This is a genomic window from Puia sp., from assembly GCF_035546395.1.
Lineage (GTDB): Bacteria > Bacteroidota > Bacteroidia > Chitinophagales > Chitinophagaceae > Puia.
This window is the reverse complement of sequence record NZ_DASZXR010000008.1, coordinates 148,334-173,044: the sequence shown is the minus strand read 5'-3', so window position 1 is coordinate 173,044 and position 24,711 is coordinate 148,334. Positions and strand designations below refer to the sequence as shown.

Here is a 24,711-nt window from a genome sequence, read left to right as displayed (position 1 = left end):
ATCAAAAAGGCATGTATACCTGTATCGGATCGGAAGAGGCGCTCGAAGTGGGCGGCCCCGGTGGATAACAGGTCACGGTGATGGTATAGGTCTGAAAGGCGTCCGGCAGGGTCAGGACCACGGGTCCGCCGCATCCGCTAGACTGGTTACCGCTGTGACCGGCCGTGTTCGTCCAACTCACGACAATGCTGCCGCAGACGCTGGTCGGTATAAAATACAAGTAGATGCCGTGGACCGGCGCGCCGAAAGTCGTACCCAAAATGATGGGCTTGGTCACGGTAGCCCCCGCGTAGCTGTAACTCAGACTTTTTAAGATATTCCCGTTCAAATCGCGTGTCAGACTGGGACGGCCGTATCCGTCATACTCATAATACGTGCTCCTGCCGGCCGGGTCGGTCTCACTCGTCATGCCCACCATCGGCTGATAGGTATAGCTGGTCATCTGCGCATCCGATGGGAAGATGCGGACGTCATCCACGGGTCCCGTCAGGGTGGTAGGCCCCGTATAGGCTTGCTCGTGAAAGCTCCAGGCGCCACCCGCAAGACTCCACCACTGTATGACATAGTTCCGGCTATTGGGCAGGCTGAAATTCACGGCATAGTTGCCATTGTAGTAGTAGTTGCCGGTATGCGCCGTTCCCGAACTGCCCTGCGGATTCTCCTCGAACCCTTCATAGAAAAATTCCTTGGCCCCGCCATCCGTAAGGTTCGACGCCTGCCAGGTGTACGTGAAGGAGGTGCCGATGGAAAAGTCGGAATTGGGAAATATCGTCAGCGTGTACTGCCCCGGCGGCATATTCGGCAACGTTGCGCTGGGCGGGAAGCTGCAGCCTCCCGCGGACCCGTTGATGCAAAGAGTTCCGCTGGTATTGACGGGGCCCTGCAGGGTATAGTTGAAAGTATAGGTATCCGTGCCCGGGAATTCGCTGAAGCCCCCGGAAAGGGTGATATTGCTCGTAAACAGTTGCGTGAAGCTGCCGTTTTGGGAATTGAAGACGCCGGGGTTCCAGGTAAAAGTGTTGGACCCCAGGCCCGTTCCCGAAACATAGGATACCGTGTTGGTGGCATTGACCACCCTGGCGACCGGGTAAGCGCCATTGTAACCAAACTGGACGGAAGCAGGCTTGGAGCCCACCTGCTCGGCCGACACCTGGTGCGAACTGGCCGCGTCATACAGGTATTGCTTCTGGCGCGTTTGAGCCGAATTAAAGTAATCGGTTGTTCCGGTAAGGTAATAGTTCGTCGTGGCGCCATAGGCATAGCCCTGGTAGTTGTAATTGGTTTGCAGCTGCGTCCCGTTGCGATTGGTTGCGTCCTCGACCAGCACGTCGGTATAGCCTGCAGTCATCATACTATTGACGGTCGACAACTCCTGCTGGGAAAGACCCAGCGTCCCGGCATCCTCGCCATAATAGCGCGTCTCCGTCCTTGAAAGGCCCCTCGAATCGGTCGTGGTGATAGTCTTGATGAGCCGCTGGTCGGCGGCATAGGTATAGGTGGTGGTCTCCTGCGTAAAACTGTTTTGATCGTTTGCGTCGTATACGGCCCGGACACTCGTGGAAGGTACATAATTTTCGACCGGGGTATTGTACTCGCCGGACCCGTAGAAGATGCCGCCGGCGGCGCTCTGCAGGTTCATTGGACGGTACGCGAGGGACTTGGCCGTGACGGGGCTGGTCAACCCGATGTAGGTATTGGTCACGGACGACACCTTCGTCACCGGGCTACCGGCCATGTACAGGGTCCGGTCCCGCAGCAATCCGCGTTTGTACGCCGCGCTGGTGGCGGAAACAAAGCTGGGAGGAGCGCCCGACCCATCGGGCGACGTTTCATTGAGGACGTCGCCAAAGCCCGGATCGTTGAAATTATAATAGTGCGAAATACTATAGCTGCCGTTGGGGAATTGTTGTTTGACATAGGAATAGCCTGAAAAATTCCCATTGACGTCCTGCACGATATAGGGGGATTCGGAATAGAAAAGCGCGGACGTGCCGAGCCCGAAATACAGCTGGTTGTAGAGAGTGCTCAGGATCTGGCCCGAAGACTGCCCCGAGACGGGGTCCGTGTACGTATAGACTGTGGCAAGGCTTTCACCCGTCGGCATCGTATGCGAAAGCTGGTTCACCCGGAGCCCACCGATCGCAACGGTGGCCGAACCGTTATAATAGTCATTCAGCCCGTAACTGAAATTCCAACTGCCCCCCGTCATCTCGTGAACGGCCGTCAATACCCCGGCTACCGCCATAGCGGCATTCGGCTGCCGGCAGGTGGCATAGTTTGCCAGCGGGTCCGAAGAACACGTAGCGGTAGCGAATCCCCAAAAGTCGAAAGCCCCCGAGTTACGCGCCGGCAGGTTAGCCGTTGTATTGTAATCGAAGGACTCATAGACTATGGGCGGATCCGCAATATTGTTGTCGGTCATGTAGATAAGATCCAACCTCAGCCGCAATTGATTCGGGTCCCCCGAAGAAGCGTTGAAATAGCCATACCGGAAATTCACCGTCTGCAGCGTAGTGCTGTTGGTGCCGGCATGGGGATCGTATCCCTTCCGAACGATGGCGGCAAGCCGGGCGGCGCTGGGGTCATCCGTTCGATCGTAAGCATAGCTGAAATCGAACTCTCCCAGCGCAGAAACGATGGACGTGACCACCTTGGGGTGGATGACGGTCCTTGCCTGGTTGAGGGTCGTCGTCTGAAAATGCCCGAACTGGTCCTCGGTCTCGGACGATTGATAGTGGGTCAGGACATCGTTGGCGGCGGCACTGTCATATTTCAGCGAAATGACGTCCTGCGAATTGAAAAGAACGATCTTGTCGAGATACCAGGTGGTGGGGAAGGTGTAGGATACGCCGTATAAGGTGGTGGTGGTCCATTCCCTCGATGCAGGCGTACTGCCGAAATAATATTGGTTGCCCTGTCCGTCGATCACCTCGAAGAAGGTGTTGCCCGGACTGGAGTTGTTGTACAGGTTGTCGATGATCTGGAGCCCCGTGCTGTTGGAAAACACCGGGTGGCCATTGCCGTCAAAGACGAATTGGAAGCTGAAGGCCGGGGTAGAGACGTAAAACAGGTCGGGCTCGCCGTCGGCAACGGGTTCCGTCAGGGTGCCGTTGCCATTTATACCTTTCAATTGCGTGGCCTGGGCCGATGTCAGATCGCCTGGCTGGCCACTGCCCGCCTGGCCCGTCGAATAATAGGGCCAGTTCGCAAGGATATTCCCCCATTGCGCGGTCCCGATATACCCATTGCTGAATTCATCCGGGAACGCTCTTACCACTCTCGAAACGCTGCCGCCGGCATTCAGCCGCCAGCCAAGACCCGCGGGCCCCGCGTAATCCTGCACATGGATGCCGCCCCCACCCGTATAGGTCAGCGAAACGGGAATGGTCACTCCCTTCGAGGGGAGCGCGCCCAATGGGATATTCGCCCTGGCAGCGCCCGTATATTCGTCCACGCCGACGCTCGCCCCGGAGGCAGTCGTACCATTCTTGCCCAGGAAATTATTGTTGGGGGAAGGCAAAGCGAGCGCCCCGCCAAAGTCGCCTTGCGCAAACAGGGTATGACAAAAGGATAAGAAGAATAAGGATAACAGCTTTCTCACAGTTAGAGTATTAAATGGATGTAGAGTGGTCTATGGATTCAGAAATTGTAACCGACCCTGAACTTCAGCGGGGAGGCCTGCGGCCGTTGGCCGGCCGCCAGCAGATCGTACAGCAGCTGCAAATTCCCCTGCATCTTCTTCAGCCTGTATTTCTTCGTCAACCCCAGCAGGGCGCTCTTTTGCCATAGATCATACCGCCTGAGATCGGATATCCCTGCAAATTGCTGCATATAGTTGTATTCAAAACCGCCGGTGACCCATATGCTGCCCTTCGCCCGGATATCCAGGAAGCTTCGCAACCCGATCCCCTGGCTCGTGAAATGAATATGATCCAACCCGCTGCCCCATCCAAGGTTGTAGCTGACGCCTACCCCCGTCACCGCCTTATCGCTCATCCGGTATCCGACCGTGCCGGCGATCGCACTGGTCACCGGCAACGGGTAAGCGCCGGGAGTGTTCTGGATATTCAATCCGAATTCCAGCCTTTTGAGGAAAGGTTTTGTCCGCTGGTTGTTGGGCGCAAGATCCGGCAGGACCGTAGTCGTACTCCCTCCTCCCCTGGCCAGTTGCCGCAGCCGGCCCTTGAGTTTGTCGATTTCCGATTGCGCGGCCTGCACCTGCTGATCGATGAACTGGCGCGGATCATGACCGCCGGCAGCCATGCCCCCGGCGCCGGCATTACCACCCGCATCGATTCCCTGCACCCCGCCGCCACTGCCGTTGCCGCCGCCGACCCGCTGGGAGATCATCTTCTGTACGTCCGCGCTGGTTTGCAACCCCGCAATGGAGACGGCGGAACCATTGCCCGCCGGGGCAGGGAACAATCTCGCCAACATGCCGTTCTTTTGTATGAAACTTCGGAATGCAGGGAGATGGCTCACCCGCGAAAGGACCGCCTGCTCCAACCGGCCCTTGTCATTCAGCATCTCCTTGTATTCCGCCAGCTGTTGCTGATAGTAATAAACCTTCATATTCATGGCCGATAGCGGGCTGCCCGAGGTGTACCGCCCGAGCTGATCTTTCAGCTGCTGCATTCGCACCGTGGCAAAAGACTGGACTTCGCCGGCCACTTGCAAACGTCCTTCCAACTGTTCCAGCTGTTGGCTGAGGGCCTGTACTTGTTCCAACCTGCCCGCCGGCAGGTTCCCCTGGCTCATAAAATGCAAAGCCGTTTGCAGGCTATCCAACCCGGGGATATATTCCTTGAGCCGGGCGCCGGCAGCGCCGGTAGAAACCCCGGCAGCGGCGCCGGCCGCAGAGCTCAACCGGGACTTCCACTCGGCGTACTTCTTCACCGCCTCGCTCATCAGCCTTCGGCCGCCTGCGCTGTCCTCCACCGGCAACTTCTTCGTAACGTCCGCCTCCTGCTTCTCCATTCCATTCATGAATTTGAGGGTCTGCCGTTCCACCATCTGCCCCATCCCACTGTATTTTCTCTGCAGTGCGCGCAAAGTCCCCTCGCTTACCGCATCAGCGCCCGATAGGGATCCTGGCGCAGTTTCATCGGCGGCCGGGCCCGTCTGTCCGTAGGCTTCGCAGGTCGGGCCGGCGAGGGCCAACAGGATCAGTAACTTGATAAAAAAAGAAACAGAACCACGGAGGGAAGGAGGAGGATCCGCAGGGAAAGGAAGAGCATATGACAGCCACTCGTGTAGCCTGCTCTTTCGGATAAGAGTGTACCACATCGGAAAAAGGTTTATCGGTAAAGGAGACCTGGTAGGGAAGGATTAATCAGGAGTCAGCGCTGCGTGTAGCAGTTGACGTAACGCAAAGTGAATGTAAAACAAAAATTTCAAACTGGCCTATAGGTGTTTTGTAGTAGCTCACCGAAACTCATTTCAACCGCACATCCAGATACACCGAATGCCGCCCGTACGTCTCATAGAACGGCTTGAACACCGCATCATCCACCGTAAACTCCAATTTAGCAGGATCGCCCTTGATCGTCTTCCCAATATCCTCCGCATCCAGCGTGATCTTCCGCCAATCCTTTCTCGCCTCCGGCTCCTGCGCCGCCAGCAGGATCGGCCCGTAGAACAGACTCGCAATATTGGGCTGATCCATCACCGGATCGAGATGAAACGCAAAAGGCATTCTCAATTCCACCACATCCCCATCCTTCCACACTCGGCTGATCGCCAGGTAGGATCCCGGAACCGCAGGCAGCGTCTGTCTCTTCCCGTTAATATTCACAAAGAACCCATGGGTCGCCCATCCCGGCACCCGCACATGCAGATCGAATTTTCCACTCCCCCGGACCATCAGCCGGGTATTGTCGGCATTGGGATAGTCGGTCACCTGCTCGATCCGGATATTCCGTTCCTTCCAGTCCAGCGTCGAAGGGATATACAGATTGACATACAGCGACCCGTCGTCCACACTTTTAAAATAGATAGAATTCTGCAGCTTCGTATTGCTCTCCAACGCCGTTCCATTGCAGCACGTAAAACCCGTCATATCCGGATTGCCGAATTGTTTGATCGACCCGGGCCTCAGCGGGATATGATACGTATTGGCCGGGCTGTTCTCCGCAACGGAGGCCAGGATATCATTGTACAACGCCCGCTCGTAATAATCCATCAACTCCCCCCGCGGATCGAAAAGAAAAAGATCGCTTGTCAGCTTCAGCATATTGTAAGTGGCGCAAGTCTCATTCTGCCCACCCGCGGAAAACCCGTTCTCATACAAGGTGCCGGGAGTGCTGATAAAGCACTCCGCATTATTCGGATTGCGTGCGCCCGCCACCCCGCCGATACTGTACATGTAGTCGTTAACGGCCTTATACCAGAAATTATCCGCAATTGTATAATACGCGGGATCATGCGAATCCCGGTACATCTCCATACTCCCGATAATTTGCGGGATATGCTGATTGGCATGCAATCCCCGGAATACATCTACATTCTTCGCCAACCCGTTCGAATGCGCCGTATCCCCAAAGAACACCCGGATATTATCGAACAAATGCGCCGTCTTCAAATAATTCGCATCCCCCGTGATCCGGTACAACCGCGCCATCACCTCATTCATCCCCCCATATTCCCCGGCAATATAGGTGTTCCACATCTTGATCAGCGTGTCCGTCGGCACCCGGCTCAGGCGGGCGTACACCCAATTGCCCATGCCGGTGGCAATGGCCAGCGCTTTCTTGTTCCCGCTCACCTCATACACATCCAACAGCCCCGCGAGAATTTTATGCAACGTATAATAAGGCGCCCAGATGGAGGTCTTCTGCCCGCCGTACTTCGCCCCGTGTTCGAGCATGATGAACTGATCCGGCGGATAGGCGCTGATAAAACCCGTTCCCCAGTTCCAATAGTCATGACGGATGCCCGTATCGCTGAGATCCGAGTCGTAGGTTCTTTTCCCCGGACCCACCGGCACCGCCGCCGGATCGGCCACATGTTCGCCACCCGGCTCCTTCGCCTTCCCCGACAGCTGCGACAGGTCATACAACGTACCCACCATATACTCCATCTTCGCCGCAAAATTGGCCTGCAGGGCCTTGTCATACCCCGTGCTCGCATAAGCCTGGGCGATCGCCGACAGATAGTGGCCCGTCGCATGCCCCCTCAATTTCGTATCCCGCGAATCCCAAACGCCAAGCGGCTCGGCGCCTTCCGGCTGCGGCTGCCCAAACGCATGACGGAACATATACAAAAAGGAATTGGGATCGGTCTTCGCCAATGTGTCGATGAATTTATCGCGGTTGGCGATGAATTGCGTTGCATGCCCATGCCCGTCGGTGTTCAACGTAACCCGCCCCAGATCGAACGTCGCCAGCTTCAACCCCGGCGTAACGGGACCCGTCACCCCCTTCACCGTGACAAAGGCCTTCGGTTGAAATTCCGTTCCCGGAACCCGGCCCACGATGGTATACCGCCCCGGGGCCAGCACGTCGTGATTGTCCGTCGGAAACGGCCAGATCACCCGCACCTTCGGCCCCTTCCCCTTCATCTCACCGGTATAGGTACCCGATACATAACTCGGCAATCGCGGCAACGTTCCAACGGTCGTCCCCACTTCCACATTTGACACCCCCGTCAACCAGGCATTGTAAAGCCGCGCCTCCGCGGGGGAGAAATGCGGCAGATCCTCCGCAGGACCCCGCCGGCCAGTCGTATTGACCACGCCGTCATTGATGCCCCTTCCCCGAAGGCCATTGTTATAGATTCCCGCCACCTGCCCACCGCTCAAGGGCACGCGGTAGATGCGAAAATCGTGGATCATGGCGTTAAGCAAAGGCTCCCCAGGCAAAAGCGATCTCCCCACATATAATAAATTTCCGCCCGATTGCTTCCCGGTCACCTCGCCAAACTCCTTCGGAATCGGCCTGGCCTCACCCACCGCCTTCCCATCGACATAAGTCATCATCCATCGGGAAGGAACATCGACCACAAGCACCCAATGCACCCAGGTATTCAATTTTACCGCCGGGGGAACCGCCATGGAAAAATGCCGGTTGGCATCCTTTCCAACGTCAAAAAGCCGCTGGCCCGGTTGGTTCGTCCGCAAATAGATCCAGCCCGAGATACTCAGTGATTCCACATCCGCCAACGCCTCCCCGGGGATCGTCACAAACCCGGCCCCCGACAAGGACAACACCTTTCCCCACCGGCTGTCGTTGACAAATTCGCCACCCTGGACCCGCGCATGCAAATTATTTCGGGACCAGTCCCTGGCGTCGCCGTCAAACACATAGCGGGCGGCCATTCCCGTTTCGCCGATGCCATCCAATAGCTGGTCGCCGTTTTGTGCGTCAGCAGCAAGGCCCCCTGTCGCCCAAGCGGCAACGATCAGCGCAATCCGCAACAATAGTTTATTCATCAACAGCAAATTAAATCAATAACCCGTATTTTGTTTCAGATTGTTATTCTTATCGAGCTCATCCTGCGGGATCGGGAAGATCGTCCGGAAGTCGCCGTTGGGTTTGTGGGACAACCAGGATTTCTTCGTGAACACGCCAAAGCGGATCATATCGGTCCGGCGCCGGCCCTCCATCGCAAACTCCCAACCCAGCTCGTCGAGCATTCGCCCATACTGAATATCGGCGCCCCCTTCCGGTGCGGCGATGACGTCATTGACAGCCACGCCATATTGGTAGACACTACCCGCCATCAGGTCCGCACCCGTCACCGTCGCCCGGGTGGGATTGGCCTTGAAACTCCGTTGCCGCACCTGCGTCACGATCGCGGCGGCATCATCCGCCTGGCCCATGCGAAGCAGTGACTCGGCCTTCATCATCAGCACATCGGCATAGCGGAAGAAGGGACAGTCGTTGCTGAGATCGAAAAGCGCGCCCATCCGGAACTCGTATTTCCCCAGCCGGAACCCATCGATCTCCTGTGAGGAATCGATCCCCGGCAGGCTGTTGACGAATTCCAGTTTATGCCCCGACGTAGAGAGTGGCGGATATTCACAACCCAGTTGCGCCCCCGTATTTGCATCGTACTGCGGTCCCTGGATCCAATTCGTCTTCAGCCGGTTGTCGTCCGGGTCGAAGGTTTTAATGAACTGCGGGATCGCGCAGATGCCGCCCCAGGGCGATGCCTGTAAGTTATACGTATGTTGGGAGATGGGTTGCAGGGTTTTTTCGACGAGGTTGAAGCCCGTAGCATATTTCTCATCGAACGGTATCGAGAAGATAATTTCCTGCGAATTCTCATTGTCCGTCTTGAACACGTCTTCCTGGTTCGGCTCGAGAATATAGTGATTCGAGTTGATCACCGAGTCGCAGGCGATCCGGCAGCTGTCCCATTGCGGAGTGCCGGTATAGACGCCCGCATTCAAATACAACTTCGCCAGCAACGTCCACGCGGCCCATCTCGTCATCTTCCCATATGTAGACTTATCCACCACGGGCGTCAGCAGCGGAATCGTCGCATGCACCTCGCTCGAAATAAAGTCATAGACCTCCTTGCGCGTATTCTGTTTGGGCAGCTCGCCGACCTTCACCTCGTAGCTGGTCACCAGCGGGACGTTCCCGAAATTGTCGCAAAGCACCCAGTAATACAGGGCCCGCAGCGCCCGCAGTTCGGCGATGGTGGCGTCCTTGCCGGTCGTCACCGGGATCTTGCCCGATTCGATCTGGTAGATCACCCGGTTGCAGTTGTTGATCCCGGTATAACAATCCGACCATACCGTCTCGATATGCGGTTGCAGGGAATTGAACGTATGCAGGTGCATCGTTTTATACACACCCCCATCCACCCATCCATTGGGCCGGGCAGGAATGACCAGCTCGTCGGCGCAGATCTCTTCGAGATCATACAACGCATCCCAACCCATTTCCAGGTCCCGGAGCGTAGCATAGGCAGGTCCCATCAGGGAATTGAGATCGTCCTTCGTCGGCACAAACGTGTCCGAGTCGATGGAGGAATACAGTTTGTTGTCCACCTTGGTACAGCCAAAGCAAAGCAGGCCGGAGAGCAAGGTATATAGGGATAGCTTCTTGATCATAGATTTGTTCTTTACAGATTAGAAGGAAAGGTTTACGCCAAGAGTATACGTACGGGTCGTCGGGTACTTGTCCCGGCCATCGTCCCCATAGGCCAGGGGCTGACCCGGGTCCTGGATCATCACCTCGGGATCGATCCCTTTATACTTCGTTATCGTCGCCGTATTCAGCGTCGACCCATACACGCGGATAGCCTTGATGTATTTGTTGTTATGCAGGTTGAAGCTGTAGCCGAGGGTGATGTTGTCGATCTTCCAGTAATCGCCGTTTTCCACATAGTAACTCGTATATTCCAGCACATCGTTGAGCTGCGTCTTGCCGAACACCTTGTTATACGCCGATTTCAGGCTGTTGTACTGCGTGATCGTCGGGTTCTCATAGTACATCCGCTGGAAGTTGAGGTTCTGGAATTGAAAGGCCCCGCGCATCGTCACCGAAAGGCTCAGGTTCCTGTACCGGAACGTATTGTTAAAACCCGCGTAGTACCTGGGGATGCCGTTGCCGAGGATCATCTTATTATTGGCGTCTTTGTCCAGCGTCGTCTTCCCGTCATTCGTCGCATAGACCCATTTGCCGTCGGGGGTGATGTCCACGACCTTATAGCCATAGAAATTACCGATCGGTTTGCCGACCTGTACGCGATGAGTCGAGGTCTGAATGGGCTCACCCGTGTAGCCGACGTCGAAATAATCCACCGTCGTTTGATAGAGACTGTTGGACAGCGTAACGAGCCGGTTGTCATTATGCGAGCCATAGATGCTGGCATTCCATTGGAAGTCTTTGCGCATCACGGGGATGAAGTTCAACATCAGCTCCCACCCCCTGTTCTGCATGACGCCGACATTGGCGGTTATCGTCGGGTACAGATACGGTGGCGTCGGCACGCTGTACTGGTACAGCATATCGTGCGTCTTCCGGTTGTAATAGTCGAAGGTGCCGCTGATCCGGTTGTTCAGGATCGCGAAGTCCAGGCCGATGTTTATCTCCGTTTTCTTTTCCCAGCGCAGGTCCGGGTTGGGGTTCTGGTTGGGTAATAATTCCGGTACCCATACTCCGTTGATCAGCGTATAACCCGAATAACCCAGTTGGGGCAAGGCCGCATATTCATCGTTCGGGGCGGTACCCGTGATCCCGTATCCCGCACGAACTTTCAGATCGTTGAACAGCCTCTGCCCCTGCATGAATTCCTCTTTACTTATCCGCCAGCCGGCCGAGACCGCCGGGAAGTTCCCGAACTTATGATTGGCCCCGAACTTGGACGACCCTTCATGCCGGATACTGGCCTGCAGCAGGTATTTCTCCTGGTAGTTATAATTCAGGCGGCCGAAGTACCCGACGAGATTCGAATAGGCCCGGTCCGTATGCTGGACGGCCAGCCCCTCCTTAAGAGCATTCCCCTGCCCGATATTATCCCAACCAAATACGTCCGTTGGGAAGTCCCAGTTTTGCATCCAGGAGTTGGAGTGCGTATTATCCTGGTAGCTGTAACCGGCAAGCGCCGTCAGGGCATGATCCCCGAATCGTTTGCTGTATTCGGCCGTCAGCTCCAGCAGGTTGTCGATAGCCGTCGCCGCACCGTAGGAAGCATACCCATTCCTTCCATCGCGCGTCGTCGAGATATTCTTCTTCGTCTCGGCATAACCCCGCGTCTGGTAGTAGCGGGTGGTCGAGGCCAGCCCTTTGAACCGCAGGCCGGTGATGGGTTCGAACAGCAGCGAACCGCTGTAGCGCGTGTTGGTGGCGTCGTTCTCGCCATGGCTTTCGCGCAGCATGGTGACCGGGTTCTGGTAGACATAGATGCTCCGTTCCTGCCAGTTGCCGGCGGAGTCCTTTACCTGGTCCGTCGGGTTACGGATCACCGCCTGCCGGTAAGTGAGCGTGCTGAAGCCGGTGCCGTCGCCCGTCGTATAATATTTGTTCTCCGAGCTGACGATATCCGCCATCGCCTTCAGCTTGCCGTCGAACATACTATGATTTATCTGCAGGTGACCCGTAAAGGTGTTATTGTCGGAGTTGAGAAAGATCCCCTGCAGGCCGCGATAGTTGGCGTCCGCGACATAATTCGTCCTGGAGGTCCCACCCCGGAGACTGATATTATGGATTTGCGAATAGGGCGTCCGCGTGACCTCCTTCAACCAATCCGTATTATGGCCATAGTCGATGCGGTTGGACCCGGCGGCGGCGAGCCGCTTGTAATCCGCGGCCGTTAGCAGGTCCAGCTTCTTCACGATCTGTTGCGTGCTGAGACTACCGCTGTAGTCGATGGCCGGTTCTGCAGTAGCGGAACCCCGTTTGGTTGTAATGAGTACGACCCCATTGGTGCCGCGGGTGCCATAAATGGCCGCTGCCGATCCATCTTTCAGCACATCGATGGACTCGATATCCTCCGGCGCCACCGTGTTGAGATTGCCGGGGATCCCATCAATAAGGATGAGTGGCTGTGAACCGGACGCCAGCGTGGTAATGCCCCGAAGCATGATCACCGAGTTGCCCGTCGGGTCCCCACTGGGGACGTTGACGGTGACGCCCGCGACCTTGCCCTGGATGAGCTGGCCCGCATCGATGACATTCCCTTTGACGAAGTCGCCGGCCTTTACACTCGCCACGGCGCTGGTCAGGTCCGCCTTCTTCTGCGTACCATAACCCACGACCACGACCTCGTTCAGGTTGGTCGCGTTGGGCTTCATGTCGAAGGTGAAGCTGGTGCGTCCCGCGATGGACATCTCCTGCTGCGCGTAGCCGATCGCCGAGAGGATCAGCGTCTTCTCGTTATCCGGGATGTCGAGCGTGAACTTCCCATTCGCGTCCGTGGCCGTCATCGCCCCGCTGATCTTCCCGCGAACGGTGACTCCCGCCAAGGGCTGACCGCTTTGAAAATCGCGGATAGTACCATGAATGTGAATGGGTGGTAATGGTGGTGAACCGAAGGTGTCCACAAAGAGAAGCAGGCCCACGAGCGTGGGCAGGACAAGGCAAAGCAATCCTTTCATAAAAGTTAAGTTTTTATGGCGTTTTACAATTGAGAAGCAGAGTAGATCAGGGTCTGCCACTAAATTAATGTCAACTTAACAATTATTCCGAACGGATATTAACCGGTTATAAGCAGGAATTAACCGGCTTTCAAAGGACTGCTGCAACAATACATTAATGTGTGAAGCGGAATTCCTTATCAAAAGGGATCATATCGAAGCCCGGGAAGCGGTGGAGTTGGCGTCCGCCTCTTCACTTGTCTTCCCTGTATCGAATCAGGTCTTCTATGGTCTGCGGCAAGGTATCCATCAACAAATAACTCATCCAGGCTTCCTCCGCCGGCGTCAGATCCGTCTTCCGTTCCATAACGAAATGCCATCCGCCCTTCCGGGTCTCGTCGCCAAAGAATTTCTCACGTAACAATTTGCGTTGTTCACCCGCACGGCCCAGTTCACTCAAAAGACGCTCCCCTTTTTGGGCGAACCAGGTTCGCTGGTAGTCAAGGAATAAATTAGCGACGGCCTTTATCCCATCGTCTGCCTGGTGAAAAAAGGAGTGATAATCCGGCATCAGGGTCCATAGTTCGTGACGTAGCAAGGCGAGTCGGAGACCATTGGGTTGCAGCCGCCTGCTGAACCGATAATGGTTCAGGACAAGATTACGTTTCTGCCGCGCCCGGTACACCCGGAATTCAGCACGCAAATAGGCGAACCTCTCTTCCTGTAAATTTCGGGCGCCGAACCCCTCCAGCCCCATCTCCTTATGAAGCTGTGGAAGAAAGGTCTTCCGCAACCAGTTGATATACGTTTGATGATATTCTATTTCTTTCAGCTGCTTCGCGTCGTCCCGGATGAGCTGTTTTTCGTGCTCCCGCAGAAGCATCTTATGCTCACTGACCCACAGCTTGAATTGCTCCGGCTTTAAAAGGGACTGCCACCGATCGAAGTCCCGATCCATCTTTTCCCAATAAGTAAAAAGCTCGCCGTCCGGCCTGCCCATCACATGGTCTTCCTGTTCCATTTTCCAAACAGCCCGCGCCTGCCCGGGCGTCAGCTTCAGCCACCGATACCGGTCCCGTACTATTTTTATTTCCCATTCCAGTTGTGATTCCATGGATCGAATTTATCTAATTTCCGCCATTGTCACGCCTCCTGGCCGATCCACACCGCGCCGCCGATACTATCCCGGCTGGCCCCCGTCACGCTCGCCAGCACGTTGTTCTCCTCGCGCCAGCGAAGCACGCCCATCAGCGCCATTACCAACGCCTCTTTATAGTCCACCAATTGCGCCTCCGGCACGACCACATCGATCCCAAACGCGCGAAGCCGCTCCACCAAAAACGCGTTATGCGCTCCGCCGCCAGTCACCAGGGTTTTACCCCCACCCCCAAGCTGCTCCACGGCCCGCCCCACCTGCACCATGATATGTTCGACATAGGTCCGTAGCGCATCCGCCGTCGGGAGCTCCGCCTGCAACACCATCGGCAGCACCGTCTCCGTCCCGAATTCATTGGCCAGCGACTTGGGATACGGCAGACCGTAATAATCCAACGCATTCAACCGCTCTAAAAGCCGTTCGTCCACGCGGCCCGCAGCTGCCAGTTCCCCACCCGCATCATAGGCCTTCCCCTCTAATTCCGCCAACGCATTCAACACCCGGTTGGCCGGGCAGACATCATACGCAATAGCCCCACGCGAAATATTAGCAATCCCACCCAAATTCAAAAAATACTCATTCCCCGGGAGCAACAACCGCTCCCCGATCGGCACTATCGGCGCCCCCTGCCCGCCCAGCGCCACATCCATCGCCCGCAGATCGCTGACCACATTGACGCCCGTCACCGCCGCAATAGCCGCCCCATCCCCCAGTTGCGCCGTCATCCGCCGCGCCGGATCGTGAAAGGTCGTATGCCCATGACTGGCGATCAGCTGCACCTGGTAATGCAATCCATGCGCCTCGATAAAAGCAAGCACCCGCTCACCCAGGTAGCGCCCATACTCCACATGCAGCAGCTGATACTCCAGCGCCGAAAGGCCCGTCGCACGGGTCAGCCGCCGCCTCCACTCCTCCGGGTAGGGATCCGTTGCCGTTTGCAGGAAAGTATATCCCCAGGCCCGCGGACCCTGCCGCTGCGTGGAGGGTTGCTCCTGTAATTCAACATAGGCGATGTCCAGCCCGTCGAGGCTGCTGCCGCTCATTAAGCCGATGATTTTGTAGACCATGGCGCAAAATTAATGGATCGATCACCTCGACTTGACTTTTTCAGCCGCCGGCGCCTTTCCCACTTCCGGAATATTTTCCAAATACTGCACGGCGCCGCCGCGCAGCCGATTTGTAAAACACTCATTTTCAACGCAAAAAGCACTTGGATCGAGTTTTGCCCTAATAGGTTATCCTTAAACCAATATGTACCGTGAAGACCTTTCTGACCCTATTGACCCTGTCCCTCACCCTGCTTGCCCAGACCCTGACTGCGGCCAACCGGTATTGGATCGCCGCATCCCCCGGTAGCTGGACATCCACCGGCAACTGGTCTGCGAGCCCGGGAGGCGCCGGCGGCGCGAGTGTCCCCGGATCCTCCGACGTGGCCATCTTCGACAACAACGGCCTCGGCAACGCCAGCATCCCCGGCACCCTAACGCTCAGCGGTCTCACCATCAACAGCGGCTATACCGGCAATATCACCCAGGGCGCCGCCGCCATCACGATCACCGGCAATGCAACCTTCGCCGGCGGGACCTTTACCGGCAGCGGTAGCAGCCTGACGGTTAATGGAACGCTCACCCTCTCCGGCTCGACCTTTATCGCCCCCGCCCAGTTGACGCTCAACGGCGGCAGTTATACGCTCAGCGGAGGCTCGATCAATACCACCAGCAACAATTCGAATTTCACCTTCGCATCCGGAACGACCATCACCGGCAGTCAGACGCTCAACAACGTCACCTTTACCAATACGACGCCCTGGCCGATGACCTATACCCTGGCCGCGGGCGCCACCCTTACCATCACCGGGAACATCAACACCACCGGAACCCAGTCCCAGACCTGGTCCGGCGGCACGATCAACATCCAGGGCAACCTCAGCCTCGCCAACACCGCCACCGGCGGTGGCGGGACCACCGTTTTTAATTTCAACGGCACCGGCAGCCAGTCCATCACCAGCAGCCTGGCGATCAGTCAAGGCGCACTCCCCGCCATCGTCATCAACAAATCCTCCGGCACCCTGACGCTGCCCGCTCTCATCAGCATCGGCGGCAGCACCTGGACCTATACGACGGGAACCATCGATGCCACGACCAATAATTCCACGGTCGCCTTTACCGGCAATACGACCATCACGGGCACCCATACCCTGAACAACATCACCTTCGCCAATACGACCCCCTGGCCGATGACATACACCCTTTCCTCCGGCACGACCCTGACGGCAAACGGTACGGTCACCATGAGCGGCACCGCGGCCCAGACCTATACGGGCGGCACCATCAGCCTGATGGGCGACCTCAGCCTCACCAACACGGCCACGGGTAGCGGCGGAACAACGGTGCTCAGCTTCGCGGGTACCGGCAACCAATCCATCCTCAGCAGCCTGCCCCTGGGACAAGGCGCCCTCCCTTCGGTCACCATCAACAAGTCCTCCGGCACGCTGACCCTGCCCGCCCTCATCACGATGGCCGGCACCAAGTGGACCTATAGCAACGGCGCCATCGACGCCACCACAAACAACAACACCGTCGTCTTCAACAGCAATACGACGATAACGGGCAGCCATACCCTCAATAGCGTCAACTTCAGCAACACCACCCCCTGGGGCATCACCTATACCCTTTCCGCCGGAACGACCCTCACGACCGGCGGAACGCTCACGCTGAGCGGCTCTTCGAGCATCAACCTCTCGGGCGGGACCATCAGCGTGACGGGGAATACCGCCCTGACCAACACCTCCACCGGCGACGGTGGCACCACCGTATTGGCCTTCACGGGAACCGGGAGCCAGGCGATCACCAGCAGTCTGCCAATCAATCAAGGCGCCCTGCCTTCGGTGAATATCAACAAACCCTCTGGCACCCTGACCTTCCCGGCCATCCTGACGATGGCGGGCAGCAACTGGACCTACACGCAAGGCACGCTCGACGTCACGACCAATAATTCCAACGTCGTCTTCGACGGCAATACGACCATCACGGGTAGCCATAGCCTCAACAACGTGACTTTCAATAACACCACTCCCTGGGGCATCACCTATACGATCGCGGCCGGTACCACCCTCACCACGACGGGCACGCTGTACCTCAGCGGCGGATCCAGCATCACGCTCAGCACGGGCACGATCAATGTCCAGGGCGATATGAACCTGACCAACACCTCCACCGGCGACGGTGGAACAACGGTTCTGGCCTTTGTAGGGGCCGGCAACCAGTCCATCATCAGCAGCCTGCCGGTGAATCAAAGTTCGCTGCCTTCGGTGAACATCAACAAACCTTCCGGTACGCTGACCTTTCCGGCAATACTCACCATGGCGGGCAGCAACTGGACCTATACCGCAGGCACGCTCGACGCAACCACCAATAATTCAAACATCGTCTTCGACGGCAATACGACCATCACCGGCTCCCATACGCTCGACAATGTCACGTTCAATAATATCACGCCCTGGCCCATCACCTATACGATAGCCGCGGGCACCACCCTTACGACTTCGGGTACACTGTATTATAGCGGGGCTTCGGGCATCACGCTCTCCAACGGGACGATCGACCTGCTGGGCGATCTCAACCTCGCCAATACTTCCACCGCCGACGGCGGCACCACGGTGCTCACTTTCGCCGGTACAGGCAACCAGTCCATCGTCAGCAGCCTGCCGGTATACCAAAGCGCTCTACCCTCGGTGAACATCAACAAGACCTCCGGCACGCTCACCTTCCCGGCGATCCTCACGATGGCAGGCGCAAAATGGACCTATACCCAGGGAACCCTCGACGTAACAACCAACAACTCCACCGTCTATTTCACCAATAATGTGACCCTCACAGGAAGCCATACGCTCAATAACGTCAATTTCACCAACGCCACCCCCTGGCCCATCACCTATACCTTCACGGCAGGCACAACGCTGACCAATGCCGGAACGACCACCATCGGCGGCTCCGCCGGGATCACCTTCTCCGCCGGCACCATCGCACTCCAGGGAGATCTCAATCTCACCAACACCTCAACGGCCGATGGCGGCACCACCGTACTGGCCTTCGTCGGAACGGGCAACCAGGCGATCACCAGCAGCCTGCCCTATAAACAGAACAGCCTGCCTTCCATCAGCATCAATAAGGCTTCCGGCACCCTCACCTTCCCGGCGATCCTCACCATCGCAGGAAGTACCTGGACCTATACCGCGGGTAACGTAGACGCCACAACCAATATGTCGACCGTGTATTTTACCAGTACGGCAACGATCAACTCCGCCGGCATGAATTTTTACAATATCAATTTCACCGGCGGCAGCAGCGCGATCGGCAACGCCCTCTCGGTCAATAATAATTTCACCATCACCTCCCCCGCCGTCCTCAGCGCCGTCGCCAACACCATCTCCCTGATGGGGAATTGGTCCGACTGGGGGCCGGCCGGGTTTACCGAGGGCACCGCCAGTACGGTCAACTTCATCGGTTCCTCCCTCCAAACCATCTCCAGCCCCGGCGGCGAAGCCTTCGCCAACCTGACGATCAACAACTCCGGTCCCGGCATCACGCTGGCCAATAATGTCGGTCTCCTGAAAACCCTGACCATGACAAAGGGGAATATCGATCTCAACACCAACACCCTGACCATCGGCACAGGCACGGCCAACCCCGGCGCCCTCGCCTATACGGCAGGGATGATCATCAATACGGGCTCGGTCACCCGTTGGTTCAAAACAGGGGCGATCGCCACGGGCTCGTCGACAGGTCTCTACCCCTTCGGCACCACCGCAGGCGACTACCGGCCCTTCAGCGTCTCCGCGCCCACCACGGGCCCGACCAGCGGCGGCACCATCACCGTCGCTTATACGGATGGGGTTACCAACACCGCCGTCTCCTTCCCCGATGGGGCGGCGACGGTGCAGGTACGCAAGAACCTCAACTGGGCGGTAACAACGGGCAACGGCCTTAACGGCGGCAACTATAACCTCGGCATCGCCGGCACCAACTATGGGCAGATCGGCAATGTGAGCGATCTGCGGCTTACGCTGGTCAACAGCGTTGTCGGCACCGCTGGCGTCAATGCCGGAACGACGCTCAATCCCCAGGTCAACCGCACGGCCCTCACCACTGCCAACCTCAATAACACCTTTTACCTTGGCTCTATCAATCCGGGAATGTCCTCACTCCCGGTAACGCTGATCGACTTCAGCGCCCGCGAAGCCGGCAGCACCGTACTGCTCGACTGGACTGCCACCCTTATCGGCGAGAACACCGGCTTCACGATCCTGCGCTCCGCCGACGGCAACACCTGGACACCGCTGCAGGTCATCCCCGGTCAGGGCGCCGGCACAACGGCAGACTATACCACCGTCGATCCCACCCCCCTCGACGGGACCTCGTATTATCGATTGAGCATCGCCGGACAGGACGGGTCCCTCTTCTATTCTTCCATTGCCGTTGTCAACCTCTCCGTCAACAGCAGCGCGACCCTCTCGGTCTATCCCAACCCCGTAGCCACCCTGCTGACCGTGAACAATACCCGGCCGGGCGCCTGTACCATCAGCCTCTTCAGCCAATTGGGCCAACAGGTGATCCAGCTAAGGAGCGAAAATGAAAGTCCGGTGCAACTCAACGTCTCGGGCCTTGCCGCAGGTTTTTATTTCCTCCGGATCAGTGGGGTCAATTGGATGGAAACAAAAAAGATCGTCATAAAGCGGTAAGTATAAAAGTCTCCACAGCGAAGCATTGGGATTAATAGTAAGATAACTTTGCTAAAGAGTCAAATCCGCCATTAGCATCCATCTTTGCGTCCGCACCCGTAACGCTTCAGCCGCGGTGCACCGCAACGACCGTGAAAGACAACCTCCTCATAGCAATCAGGAAAGGTGACCGCAAGGCCTTCTACTCCGCCTTTGATGAGTACAACATCAAGCTGCACCAATATATCTATAGGTACACCGGCAACGCCTGGTACGCCGAAGAGACCGTCCAGCTTTCCTTCATCCGTCTCTGGGACAAGCGGGAAAGCCTCTCCGAGCATTATTCCCTCTCCATCCAGCTCTTCCGTATCGCCAAAAGCATCCTTATCGATCTGCAACGGAAAGAAAAGCTGCGCGACACGCGCGAGCTGTCCGATACCTTTATTTCCGGACCAACGGAAAGCGAACGGCTGATGTATAAGGAACAGCTCGAAAAGGTCCTTTCCGCCATCGACGAGCTGCCCGACCAAAGCAAGAAGGTATTTCAGCTCAGCCGCCTCGACGATCTCTCCCATAAAGCCATCAGCGAGCAGCTCTCCATCTCGCCAAAAACGGTGGAATCCCATATTACCAGGGCGTTAAAGCATCTCCGCAAAACGCTGAAACTTTTTTTGTAAACAGGCTAGGGGATTTCCCTTTCTCATCCGAATATAGAGTATGCACAACTCCGACGACGACCTGCATGAGCAAAGCTGGGAGAACTTTCAACCCGACCCCTCCGAACCCGTGCCGACGCAAAAGATGCGCGAGCACATCGAAGGGCATGTCGGCCGGCCGCCGGTAAGAACCATCGCCTATCGCTGGGTCGCCGCCGCCTCGGTCATCCTCCTGGCGGCCGCAGGCCTCCGCTTTTGGAAAACAACAGAAAAACCACCCGTGGCCACGGTCAATACCCAAAAGACGCAGCCACCGGCAACCGCCGCAAGACGGATCATTACGAATAATACCTCTGCAGTCCAACTCTTCTTCCTGCCCGACGGCAGCAAAGTTCGCCTGTCAAAAGGCAGCAGCATCAGTTTTGATAGTGGGCGCGACGCACGCCGCGACATCGCCCTCACCGGCCAAGCCGTCTTCACCGTCGCCCCCGACAAGACAAGACCCTTCACCGTCCACTCCATCGATCTGGCCGTCACCGCCCTCGGCACCGTCTTTGGCGTAGACGACACCCACAGCGCCTTCACCACCGTGCTGCTCTACAGCGGCAAGGTCGTCGTAAAAAAGGCCGCCACGGGCGCCCGCGGGTTCTCCGACGTCTACCTCACTCCCGGCCAGCAGCTCACCGTCGATCGAAACGATCTCTCGGTAAGCATCCGGATGGCCCTGCCGCCCCAAAGCGCCGCGGCCGAAAAGACGCCGGCCGTAAAGCAGCTGATGACCTTTACCCGCCAACCGCTGACGGAAATATTCAACGAGCTGCACAACACCTATCATATAACCATCAACTATGACGCTGCCGCCGTGAAGAACATGGATTTCACCGGCACATTCAACAGCGAGAAGGAAAGCCTCGAGTCCTTTTTGAGTACCCTCTGCGACCTCAACGAGCTCACGCTTAAAAAGACAAAGGACAAGGGCTTCTCGATTCAACCCCGGTAAACCGGCACCCAATCTACAAATCCTCAAATCAAGTGTATGATCAGACATCTGACCAGTTGCATTCTATTGCTCACCTGTTGGGCACAACTATCCGCACAGGCGCCCCCGGCGACGCCGGCCAACATCGCCACAGGCATCATCCGCGATGAGAACGATGTCGAGCTCCCCGGAGCCGTCGTCCGCCTGCAAAATGACGCCAATGGCTTTGACCACAGCGCCTCCACCGACCGACGCGGCATCTTTACGTTCCGAAACGTTCCCGCCGCCGCCGGCTATCGTTTCGTCATCAGTTACATCAACCACGACAACGATACCCTATCCGGTTATGAGATGAAGGAAGGCGGCCGTATTTCCCTCAGCATTACCCTCCACAGCAAACAATCCACGCTGGACAAGGTAGTGGTCGTCGGCTATGGCACGATGCGGAAGCGCGACCTGTCCGCCGCAGTATCGGAGGTTCCGGACATGCAGCAGATAAAGGAGCGGCCGGTTGTCGACGTGGCCAATATGATCCAGGGCAAGGTACCCGGCGTCACCGTCGTCAGCGACGGCGGCCACCCCGACAGGACCCCGTCCGTCACCATTCGGGGCGTCGGCTCCCGCAACGCCGAAGAAGTGCTGTACGTCGTCGACGGTGTTCCGAACGCACCCTACAACCCCGCCGATGTGACGTCGATCACGATCCTCAAGGACGCCGCCTCTTCCGCCATCTACGGCGCCTTCTCCGGAAGCGCCGGGGTCATCCTGATCACGACCCGCCAGGCGGGTCAGGGCAAGCCCGGCGTCGAGTACACCGCCTTTGCCGGCGCAAAGACTGCCTGGCGCCTCCCGCAGTCACTGCCCGCCGCCACGCAGGCGCAGGTGGCCAACATCGCTTACGCCAACGCCGGCCTTACCCCCCTTGACGGTTGGAACGCCAGCCTCAACCCCTACGACCAGGTGACCCGCACCGACTGGGTCCATTCCATCTTCCGCACGGGTCTCGTCCACCGGCACAACATCGCCATCAATGCCGGAACGGATAAATTCTCGACCCTCTTCGAAGGCCGCTACGAGGAAAATGAAGGGACCCTGCTAAACACCTACGCCAAGAACATCTCCGGCCGCTTCAATGCCTCTTATCAATTCGACCCGCATGTCCGGTTCAAACAGGAGGTCTTCGTCAACAGCAACGACAACCGCGGAACGCAAACCTCCAGCGGCTATGACGGGGTCATCCTCTCGGCCATCTATATGCCGCGCAGCGCCACCGTCTACTATCCCGACGGAACCTTCGGCGGCACCGGCCCCCGCAATTCTCCCTATCTCGGTATCCACGGCGACGCTATCAATCCCGTCGCAACGCTCCTGCGCAACCAGGCCTACAACCGCACCCTCGACCTGCAATCCGTATCCGAGCTGAAGGTGTCCAATGTCCTCACCCCCGGCCTGTCCTTACTCTCACGCTTCTCCTATCGCCAGAGCAACCTCCTCAACAAGACCTTCCAGCCCGAACGCACCGAGCCCGGCAAGCCCGTCTTGTACAATCAGCTCAGCTATACCAGCGACCGCAGCTGGAATTGGATCTGGGAGAACACCATCAACTACAATCACACCTTCGGCCGCCACAGCATCGGCGCCATGGCTTCCACCACCGCCCAGGACGTCGGCGATATGTACTTCTATGCAGCCGCCAAGACCTTCGACAACGAAGCCACCTGGGCGCAATTCTTTGTAAACGCCGCAAATTTCACGGATATCCGGCCGCAGGATGGCCAGCTCGACGATCGCAACCTCTCCTATGTCGGCCGCCTCTCCTATAGCTGGGCCGACCGCTACTTCCTGACCGGCAGCTATCGCTATGACATGGCCGATCGCCTCCCGATCCAGCATCGGGGGAAAGGCTTTCCTGCCGCCACCGCCGCCTGGAAGATCAGCTCCGAACCCTTCTTCTCCATCCCCTCGATCGATCTCTTTAAACTTCGCGCTTCATGGGGCCGCATCGGTAACATCGGGTCCGTCAAAACCTACTATGGCTACCCGACCCTGGCCTCCGACTATACCTACCAGGTGGGCAACGGCGGCCCCATGACCCCGGGCCTGTACATCGACAGCCTCTACAACCCGAATCTCTCCTGGGAAACCTCCGAGCAAAAAGACTTCGGCGCCGACATCAGCGTGCTCAACCAGCGCCTGAACTTCACCTTCGATTATTTCAACAAGCTCACCTTCGATCTCATCCAGCCCCAGAGCAACAACTGGCCTAACACCATGGGCCTGAACCCCCCGCTGATCAACCAGGGGAAGATCCGCAACATGGGTTTTGAATTCGCGGTCAGCTGGAAGGGCAATATTGGCAAGGTCGGCTATGAGCTGGGCGCCAATGCAGCCACCCTGAACAATAAGGTGGAATACATCGACGGCAATCCCAAATCCGCCTGGCAGCATTCCGACGCCTGGCGCGGCACCCTCGCTCCCTATCGCAGCACGGTAGGCCAACCCTACTATTCCTATTGGCTGATCCGCACGGCCGGCATCTTCCAATCCGATGCAGCAGCCGCGGCCTATGTCGACAAGAGCGGCAATCGCATCCAGCCCAATGCCAAAGCCGGTGACCTGAAATTTGTCGACGTCGACGGCAATGGCAAGATCGATGACAACGATCGCGTCTATATGGGCAATGCCTTCCCCAAATTCACCTATGGGTTCACGGCCAATTTCACCTGGAACCGCTTCGACCTCAGCCTCTTCCTCCAGGGCGTCGGCGGCGTCAAGCTGTTCCATGCCTTCAAGGAATCCACCCTCAACGGCTCCGAACAGGGCTACGACCGTTGGAACAAGATCCTCGATGCCTGGTCGCCCACCAACCCGAAAGGCAGCATCCCGCGCATCTCCGCCAGCGATCCCAACAACAACTTCCAGACGGCCTCCGACTGGTACCTCGAGAGCGGCAACTACCTGCGCCTGAAAAGCCTCATTATCGGCTACACCTTCCCGCATCTCATCCGTAACAACAGCCTGCGGGTGTACTTCAGCGGCGACAACCTCGTCACCCTTACAAAATACAGCGGCATGGACCCCGAGGTCGGCGGTATCGGCCTCGACGGTGGCCAGTTCCCCGTCTCGCGGACCTTCGCCATAGGTGTAAAACTAAACTATTAATCTTTGAAAACT

The 24,711-nt window shown here is 57.3% G+C and carries 11 protein-coding genes; 4 read left to right on the top strand and 7 right to left on the bottom strand.

The features are described from left to right. Nucleotide 1: 1 nt before the first annotated feature. From VHE34_RS09165 to VHE34_RS09135, 7 genes are all read right to left on the bottom strand, one after another. Entirely contained in the window at nt 2–3,601 is a 3,600-nt protein-coding gene (locus tag VHE34_RS09165; protein WP_325586977.1) for a hypothetical protein, read from the bottom strand. Between the two features lie 38 nt (nt 3,602–3,639). Beyond that, a complete protein-coding gene (locus VHE34_RS09160; protein ID WP_325586975.1) occupies nt 3,640–5,286 on the bottom strand; it encodes a hypothetical protein in 1,647 nt (548 codons plus the stop codon). 148 nt (nt 5,287–5,434) lie between these two features. Then, nucleotides 5,435–8,428, bottom strand: a complete 2,994-nt coding sequence (locus VHE34_RS09155; protein ID WP_325586973.1) for a beta-L-arabinofuranosidase domain-containing protein — start codon at nt 8,426–8,428, stop codon at nt 5,435–5,437. A 15-nt stretch (nt 8,429–8,443) separates the two neighbouring features. Further along, a complete protein-coding gene (locus VHE34_RS09150; RefSeq protein WP_325586971.1) occupies nt 8,444–10,060 on the bottom strand; it encodes a RagB/SusD family nutrient uptake outer membrane protein in 1,617 nt (538 codons plus the stop codon). Nucleotides 10,061–10,078: 18 nt separating this feature from the next. Next, entirely contained in the window at nt 10,079–13,048 is a 2,970-nt protein-coding gene (locus VHE34_RS09145; RefSeq protein ID WP_325586969.1) for a SusC/RagA family TonB-linked outer membrane protein, read from the bottom strand. Nucleotides 13,049–13,280: 232 nt separating this feature from the next. Then, nucleotides 13,281–14,141 carry a hypothetical protein gene (locus tag VHE34_RS09140; RefSeq protein WP_325586967.1) on the bottom strand — a complete coding sequence of 287 codons (861 nt, stop codon included), beginning with the start codon at nt 14,139–14,141 and terminating at the stop codon, nt 13,281–13,283. A gap of 29 nt (nt 14,142–14,170) precedes the next feature. Then, nucleotides 14,171–15,250, bottom strand: a complete 1,080-nt coding sequence (locus tag VHE34_RS09135; protein ID WP_325586965.1) for an anhydro-N-acetylmuramic acid kinase — start codon at nt 15,248–15,250, stop codon at nt 14,171–14,173. 191 nt (nt 15,251–15,441) lie between these two features. Between VHE34_RS09135 and VHE34_RS09130 the strand changes: the two genes are divergently transcribed. From VHE34_RS09130 to VHE34_RS09115, 4 genes are all read left to right on the top strand, one after another. Further along, nucleotides 15,442–19,923: a T9SS type A sorting domain-containing protein gene (locus tag VHE34_RS09130; RefSeq protein WP_325586963.1), complete on the top strand. Its 4,482-nt coding sequence runs from the start codon at nt 15,442–15,444 to the stop codon at nt 19,921–19,923. Between the two features lie 131 nt (nt 19,924–20,054). Next, nucleotides 20,055–20,579: an RNA polymerase sigma factor gene (locus VHE34_RS09125; RefSeq protein WP_325586961.1), complete on the top strand. Its 525-nt coding sequence runs from the start codon at nt 20,055–20,057 to the stop codon at nt 20,577–20,579. A gap of 40 nt (nt 20,580–20,619) precedes the next feature. Further along, complete coding sequence (locus VHE34_RS09120) at nt 20,620–21,558, top strand: FecR family protein (protein ID WP_325586959.1); 939 nt, start codon at nt 20,620–20,622, stop codon at nt 21,556–21,558. A 36-nt stretch (nt 21,559–21,594) separates the two neighbouring features. Next, nucleotides 21,595–24,699: a SusC/RagA family TonB-linked outer membrane protein gene (locus VHE34_RS09115; RefSeq protein ID WP_325586957.1), complete on the top strand. Its 3,105-nt coding sequence runs from the start codon at nt 21,595–21,597 to the stop codon at nt 24,697–24,699. Nucleotides 24,700–24,711: the final 12 nt, after the last annotated feature.